Here is an 8,387-nt window from a genome sequence, read left to right as displayed (position 1 = left end):
GAATCAGTAAGTACGAGTGGATCCGTATCCGGCTCAGAATCAGTAAGCACGAGTGAATCCGTATCCGGTTCAGAATCAGTAAGTACAAGCGAATCCGTATCCGGCTCAGAATCAGTAAGTACAAGCGAATCTATTTCTAGCTCCGAATCAATTAGTACGAGTGAATCCGTATCTGGCTCAGAATCAATTAGTACAAGCGAATCTGTATCCGGTTCTGAATCAGTAAGTACAAGCGAATCCGTATCTGGCTCAGAATCAGTAAGCACGAGTGAATCACAATCTGGTTCAGAGTTTGCAAAAGATCATGAACATGAAAATAAGATTTTGCCACATACAGGAACCGCAAAATCTAATGGGCTAACTTTTACTGGCTTTGGTCTATTAGCTGGGTTAGCAATATTTAAAAAATCCAGAAAAAACAAAAATGATAAATAGCCAACTTTAATATTATTGGAACGGCCTTAATAACATATTGAGGCCGTTTCAATAGTACATATTTATAAATTTATATAAAATAAGTCCGGAGTTTGTTTTGAAAAGAAAGAATACGAACAATATATATTTACTCAAAAAAATTGCATGGACTAGTTTGATTGTTTTCATTTTTCTACTTGGGAGAAACATATTAATTCCTGGTGTTAATATAAAATATTTATTGCAATTTTTAAATAATCAGTATTTACTTCAAATTGTTAGTGGAACAACTGGTGGTGATATAAGTAGAATGTCTTTATTTTCTTTGGGACTTGGCCCGTGGATGTCCGCTTTAATTTTATGGCGAGTAATAACTATGACAAAAAAGTTTGATCTTAATAAGTTACCTTTGGAACATGCATTCTTTTTAAAAATGATATTAGCCATTCTTATTGGGTTTATACAGTCAATAGCAATAGTGAATAATCTTAAATTTAGTTATGATATCAGTATTTTTGGGCAATCAAAATTTGGTGCAATGCTTACTATTAGTCTTATTATGGTGACAGGTGCTGTATTTCTAATTTGGTTATCAAACATGAATGAAAGATTAGGCGTTGGTGGACCAACAATATTAATTTTAGCCAGTATGATAGTCAACTGGCCTTCATATGTAACGCAATATATTGTGGAAAATATAATTAGTGGTTTCGATATCACTTTGTTAGTTAAGATTGCTGTTATTAGTAGTGGTGTGATCTTTTTGGTACTGTTAACAGTTACATTTCAAAGGGCACAACGGAGAGTACCTATTAGAAAAATAATGATTAATACAACTTTTTATCATAGTTCATATTTACCAATTCAAATTAATCCAGCTGGGGGAATGCCCCTAATGTACAGTATGACACTGCTTGTTTTGCCGCAATATATTTTGCAGGCACTGGATTATTGGCTACCTAACAACACTATAATTGAGTATTTATTAATAAATACTAATATTACACAACCGATAGGTGTAACTGCTTACATTATTATTCTTTTTATACTATCTATTGGATTTGCATTTATTAATATAAATCCAGAGCAAATTGCAGAGGATTTACAACAAAGTGGTGACTATATTAATAATGTTGAGCCTGGGGAAGAAACCCAAGAGTATATCACCAAAATAGTGTTCAGATTATCATCGGTTGGTGCAATATATATGATTATCGTAGCTGGCTTACCATTATATCTAGGTGTTATTGATCAACAATATACTCAGTATGCACTTGCAGTGGGATCTGTAATCATTTTGGTTAGTTTAATAATTAATATTAATGATCAAATAGGTGCATTACTCACTAAAAATAATTATGATGCATTATTTTTTGAGTAGTAATTTATCTTTTGTATCAAATTAATATTTATTTAGGAGCAATGGAATTACATGTTTTATTTTGTACCATATTGGAATAAGGGAAATTCACTAACGACTTTTGATGACACTGTCAATCAAATTAGAATGTTTGAAATAGCACATGAAGATTTGGAGACAATAATTCTGGAATATTCGCCACAGATAAGATATTTTCTGTACCAGAAGAATTTATTTGTAAAAGAATATTGGTCTGTATTTGATGAAATACAAAACATAAAGAATGTTAGTCATAAGCTACTTGATTTTACTGATATTGAGTGGCCTGATCACGCAGAATTTATTTATACACCATTTCGTATTAATGTAGTAATTAATCAACGAATGTATGCTAATATTTCTTTTGGTATTGGGGGGCAGTTATCAGAAATAAATTATTTTGATAATAAACAAATACAAAAAAAACTTCTTTTTGATGACAGGGGATTTCTATCTAGTATTATTTACTTTACGAATGGTGAGAAATCATATCAAGATTATTTAGATTTATTAGGTATATGGCAAGTACGTATAAACTACGTGTCTAATTTAGAAAATATTATTGTTAATCCGATGATTAAAAATCGATTTAAATATGATAATTATTCTAGTTTAAATGAGCTTATAAAAGAAATGATTGAGAATCATTTTGGCTATTCAGACGAGCTTGAGAATTCAGTGCTGGTGGTGGCATCTAATTCTAAGTACAATCAATTATTATTAAACTTGGAAAATCGACCAGGACAGATTGTTTTATCATTTTTTAGAAATAGATATAATTATGCCGAGAATAAACAAGAATTAATCAATGTATTATCCGTTGCAGATTTAACAATTGTAGATACACAGTGGCAATTAAATAAAATAAAGAACCTTATTGTTGAGGAGGGAAACCATGCTTTGTTAAGTAAATTACAACATGTACCGCCATACGATGCTAGATTTCAATTAGGAAATAGTCAGCAGTATAAAGAATTGAAAATATTTTTATTTATACAGCAACTTCCACCCAGCAAATTAGATAATGTATTAAATATATTATTAAATTCTATGATAGAAAACCAACTAATTTATTTAGACATTGCTTGTATTGAAGAAAACGAAGTAGCAAAAATTGAAAATTATATTACGACGGCTTTCGCAAAATATTTTAATGTCAATCAAAGTATTATTTTAAAGTATATGCAAATTAATGATCAAACTGATGAAAATAAAATCGATAAGTATATCACTAACTACTCCGGCGAAGATGAGCAACAGAAGACAATTATTGATTTGTATAAACGTATAAATATTAAGCAAATTAGAACAGAGAATGATATTATTCAAACATTTAAAAATACCCGATTAATCATTGATGTGAGCGATAAACCAAATATTTATGCTCAAATTGGTGGTATCAGTGCAGGTATTCCGCAAATTAATCTTACAGAATCCCCATATGTTGTTAATAAACAAAACGGTCTAATTATAAATAATTTATCTGAATTAAAAGAAAGTATTGAATATTATCTCAATGGTTTACGTCATTGGAATGAAGCACTAGTTTATTCCGTACAAAAGATTTCTCAATATACAAATGGCTCAATAATAACAAAGTGGAAAAGTATATTAGGTGAAAAATATGAATAAAAAAGTAATTCGTGTGCTACAGATTGGAAATGATAATTGGACTAATAAACCTGAATTAACAGATCAACCTATTAACTGGTTTTTTACATCTAACAAATGTGTATCGGATTATATTTATAATTTGTTAGAAAATAAAAATCCTGAATTTGATGTGATTCTATTGACTGATGTAGATACTCTACAAGATTACGAGATGATTTTTAAAATAGCTAACCCATATACTATTTTGGTTGATAAAGAACAATTAGTTGAAAATTCACAACTAATAACATTACTTGATAAATATAAAGCACAAAAAATTGATATAAGGAATATGCAAAAAGTCCTATATGATTTAGTTAAATATTTTTTTGAAGGACAGTACGGCGATAAGATGGATGTTAGTAGTATTCAAATATCACCTAATTTTAAAGGACAAATTCAATATAATGGACATGTTAATTTAGTGCTTAAGGGTAAATTTGGAGCAACGCTAACACCAACATTATCGTGGCAATATAATATTCCAGCAAATTCTGATTATAATCATGAACTATGGTTAGAACATAAAACTGATCCTAGTATTAAGCTTGGACTAAGTGTACAAATGATTGAACAAGGGAGTTCTAATATTTTAAAGCAATGGCTAATAAAAGATAGTCAAATGAAATTGCCTTTACTTATTGAAAACCATGCAAATACATCTTATTATTTGGCACTATCTTTACAGATACAAGGTGAAGGTACGATTAAGATAGGAAATTTACATAACCGTCTTTCAAGAAGTAAATTTGGTCAGTTTGTTTTAGGTGGAGAACGTTTTGCTGATAGCAATCAGGAAGAAATAATGTCCTATTTTTATCCTGGTGACATGAAGCCACCACTCAATGTATATTTTTCTGGTTATCGTTCCGCAGAGGGTTTTGAAGGATATTGGATGATGAAAAAATTGGGGGCACCTTTTTTATTAATTACAGATCCTCGTCTTGAGGGTGGAGCATTTTATTGTGGTAGTGATGAGCTTGAAAATCATATTAGTTCCACAATTTCTCAAAAATTAATTGAGCTAGGATTTACTAGAAAGGAACTTATCCTATCTGGTCTATCTATGGGAACATTTGGGGCATTATACTATGCTAGTATAATAAAACCTGCAACTGTTATTGTTGGAAAACCTTTAGTAAATTTGGGAGATATCGCAACGAATGAAAAATTAATCAGACCAAATATTTTTCCAACTTCGTTAGATTTATTGCTTGCTATGGAGGACGGAACGTCGAGTGATAATATAGAACGCTTGAATCAGCGATTCTGGAATAGTTTTAATAAGGCTAATTTTGATGACACTAGATTTGCTATTGCTTACATGGAAAACGATGATTATGATGCTAATGCATATCAAAATTTGATTGAAAAGTTAAGTGATAGTAAAGCTATTGTAATTAGTAAAGGTATTCCAGGTCGCCATAATGACAATTCAGCTGCAATCAATAGTTGGTTTTTATCTCAATATCAACGTATATTAGCTGAAAATTTTCAAAGAGGCTGACAATAAAGTATGGATAAGCAAAATTTTGTTATTTATTGGCAACACAATATTGGGAAAACATATATATATGGATCAAAAATAAATTATGTCACTAAGGATTATGTTGTTTTTGAAAATAATTTATTTCCTGCTGGTAGTTGCCTGCACTCTTGGACTTCTTTAGGGAATTATCAAGGACAACGTTCAGCTGTCCAGCTACCTCTACTAGAAAAGGGATGTGAATATAATATTTATTTAAATGCATCATCTATGCCTAATAATACACTTTACATAGAATTAGCATTCTACGATTATTACGATAAAATCATTAATATTGTAATCGTAAAAATGACAAGTGGTACATTTACTTATCCTGATGATGCTTATTATTATAAAATTTCATTAATTAATGCAGGATTACAAAAGATTATTTTTCATAACTTAGTAATTGAGAATCATTTACAAGATAGTGAAAATCAGCTTTGCAAACGTAATGGATTGCTTATGTCCAATATATTAAACGAAAGTTCAGATTCACAATGCTTACAAGTATTGTTTACAGAGCCAGTAGGAGGCAAAGTAGCATATGTTCAAGAAAAATTAATTAAACAATTTTCTGATGTTATTCATGTTACCAGTAACAGATTATATGCTCAATTTTATATGAGTAATCAGTACGAAGAAGCTATTTTGTCAACAATAGAACACTTACATACACGTTACGAAATTTCTAACATTAACTTTATTGGTTATGGACCAATATCGAGTAATGCTGCCATGTATTATTCAAGTAAGTTTGACTATAGTAATGCTTATGTTACTTCTGATTACGGAAGATTAAAATCTACTAGGGATATGATCTATACGGATGGTTACCAAAAATTTAATCAAAATACTTCAAATTTTGATAAATCTTTTACAAAGATTTACTACCAAGTACCAGCATTAGAATCAACTTTGAAATGTGTTGACATGATTTTGGACAAATCATTACGCTTACAAAAGTATATTGATTTTGTCAACAATTGAAGAGGAAAATATGTTTAATATTGACAATGTACGTTTAAGAAAAATAAAAAAAATATTGAAAAAAGTGAATAGATGGGCAGTAATAATGTCTGAAATGTCAGATGTGGATCTTAAGCAGCAGACAACAATATTAAAGCAAAAATTAAAAAGCGGAGTAAGGGTAGATGATATATTACCACAAGCTTTTGCAACGATTAGGGAAGCAGATAAGAGAATTATTGGAAAGTTTCCTTATGATGTTCAGATATTAGGTGCTATAGTACTACATCAGGGTAATATTGCGGAAATGAAAACAGGGGAAGGAAAGACATTAACTGCTACGTTGCCAATTTATTTAAACGCATTAACTGGTAATGGTGTCATGTTGATTACTACAAATAGTTATTTAGCCATACGTGATGCCACAGAAATGAGAAAAGTATATGAATGGTTGGGTCTGACCGTTGCAGTAGGTGTAAGTGAAAACTCTAATCATCAATACAGTGTTGATGAAAAAAAGAAAATATATCAGGCTGATATATTGTATACCACCAACGATGCAGTTGGATTTGATTATTTACAAGAAAATTTAGTGGATCGTCAGAGTCATCAATATATGCGTCCGTTTAATTATGCTATTTTAGATGAAGTCGATTCCATTTTGTTAGATTATGCACAAACACCATTGGTCATTTCCGGATCCCCTCGAGTACAATCTAACCTATTTAAGATTGCTAATCAATTTGTGGCAACACTTTCTGAGAATATTGGATATGAATTGGATGAAGAAAAAAAACATGTGTGGTTAACTAGGCAAGGTATTTGTGAGGCAAAACGCTTTTTTGAAAAAGAAAATTTATTTTCTAATGATAATTATCTTCTAATTAGACATATAGAATTAGCTTTACAAGCCCATGAATTATTTAAATTAAATCAAGATTATGTGGTTGATGATCAGGAGATTAAACTTTTAGATACAAAGAATGGGCGAATTATGGCTGGTACAAAATTACAATCGGGTTTGCATCAAGCTATCGAGGCTAAAGAGCATCTTGACATTACAGAACAAACACGATCAATGGCGTCCATTACTTACCAAAACTTATTTAGAATGTTTAAAAAATTATCTGGAATGACAGGTACTGGAAAGGATAATGAAGAGGAGTTTATTGAGACATATAACATGAATGTTATTTCTATTCCAAGCCGAAAACCCATCATTAGAAAAGATTTACCAGATAAAATTTACGTTACCTTACCTGAAAAATTATATGCCTCAATTAGTTTGGTCAAGGAATGTCATAAAAAGCAGCAACCGGTGTTATTAGCTACTGGATCAGTAGAAATATCTGAAATTTATTCTCAAATGTTATTGCGAGAAGGGATTACTCATAATGTTTTAAATGCAAGGAATACTGCTAAAGAAGCTAAAATTATTGCTGAAGCAGGGAAGTTAGGAGCTGTTACAGTTGCAACATCAATGGCAGGCAGAGGCACTGATATCAAATTAGGTGATGGTGTTGCTAAATTAGGAGGCCTAGTTGTCATTGGCACAGAGCGTATGACTAGTAAGCGAATAGACCTACAGCTTCGTGGTCGTTCAGGACGTCAAGGGGATCCAGGATTCAGTCAATTTTTTGTTAGTCTAGAAGATGATATCATTATTAAACGTGGTTCTGAACGTACTCTTCGATATTATAAGAAGTTTTCGGGTCAAGTAAACATAAAGAAACCACGTGAGTTGACGCAACATCGTTTTAAAAGGGTTGTAGATAAAGCTCAATTTTCTGAAGAGAGTCAGGGACGTATATCTCGCTTGAATTCACTAGAATTTGATGAAAGTATGAGAGTTCAACGTAAGTTAGTATACAGTGAAAGAAATAAATTATTGCGGACAACAGATATGTTAGATAGCGAAATAATTAATGCATGTAGACGTGCGATTGAACACTTTTTAGGTAAGTATACTCACAATTTGACAATAAACATACTTAAAAGATATATTCTGGACAATATTAACTATAATTTGAAAAATAATGATGATATTTTAGAACATTATGATCCCGATAATGTTGAACAAAGTTTAATTGAGATAGTAAAGAGAGAATTAAAAGAAAAAAGAAGAATGATCGGTTCCGTTACTCAAACAGTTGACTTTCAGCGAGTTTGTATTTTAAAAGCCATTGATACTGGTTGGATTGAACAAGTTGATAATTTACAGCAGTTACGTTTCGTAGTGATTAATAGAAAATTTTCACAACAGAACCCACTTTATGAATATCAAAAAGAAGCAATTGTATCTTATCAACAAATGCGCCATCAAGTTGATCAATTAGTCTTAAAGAATATTATGTTGAGTACAATTAAACGAAAATCAAATGGTGAAATTACGATTGTTTTTCCATAAGACTAGTTTAGATTAAAAAG

General features: G+C 30.9%; 6 protein-coding genes. All 6 read left to right on the top strand.

The annotated features are described in order from the left end of the window. On the top strand, positions 1–435 hold a 435-nt coding region (locus tag C5L23_RS08460), incomplete at its 5' end, for an LPXTG cell wall anchor domain-containing protein (protein ID WP_133264715.1). Positions 436–532: 97 nt separating this feature from the next. After that, complete coding sequence (secY2, locus tag C5L23_RS08455) at positions 533–1,795, top strand: accessory Sec system protein translocase subunit SecY2 (protein WP_010008325.1); 1,263 nt, start codon at positions 533–535, stop codon at positions 1,793–1,795. 51 nt (positions 1,796–1,846) lie between these two features. Further along, positions 1,847–3,445, top strand: a complete 1,599-nt coding sequence (gene asp1 / locus C5L23_RS08450; RefSeq protein WP_133264713.1) for an accessory Sec system protein Asp1 — start codon at positions 1,847–1,849, stop codon at positions 3,443–3,445. Then, entirely contained in the window at positions 3,438–4,973 is a 1,536-nt protein-coding gene (asp2, locus tag C5L23_RS08445; RefSeq protein ID WP_010008324.1) for an accessory Sec system protein Asp2, read from the top strand. Before asp1 ends, asp2 begins: the two co-directional genes overlap by 8 nt. Before the next feature lie 9 nt (positions 4,974–4,982). Continuing rightward, complete coding sequence (gene asp3, locus C5L23_RS08440; RefSeq protein ID WP_010008323.1) at positions 4,983–5,981, top strand: accessory Sec system protein Asp3; 999 nt, start codon at positions 4,983–4,985, stop codon at positions 5,979–5,981. A gap of 10 nt (positions 5,982–5,991) precedes the next feature. Next, complete coding sequence (gene secA2 / locus C5L23_RS08435) at positions 5,992–8,367, top strand: accessory Sec system translocase SecA2 (RefSeq protein WP_133264711.1); 2,376 nt, start codon at positions 5,992–5,994, stop codon at positions 8,365–8,367. Positions 8,368–8,387: the final 20 nt, after the last annotated feature.

Source organism: Leuconostoc fallax (assembly GCF_004354645.1).
GTDB lineage: Bacteria > Bacillota > Bacilli > Lactobacillales > Lactobacillaceae > Leuconostoc_B > Leuconostoc_B fallax.
This window is presented reverse-complemented; position numbering and strand designations above follow the sequence as displayed.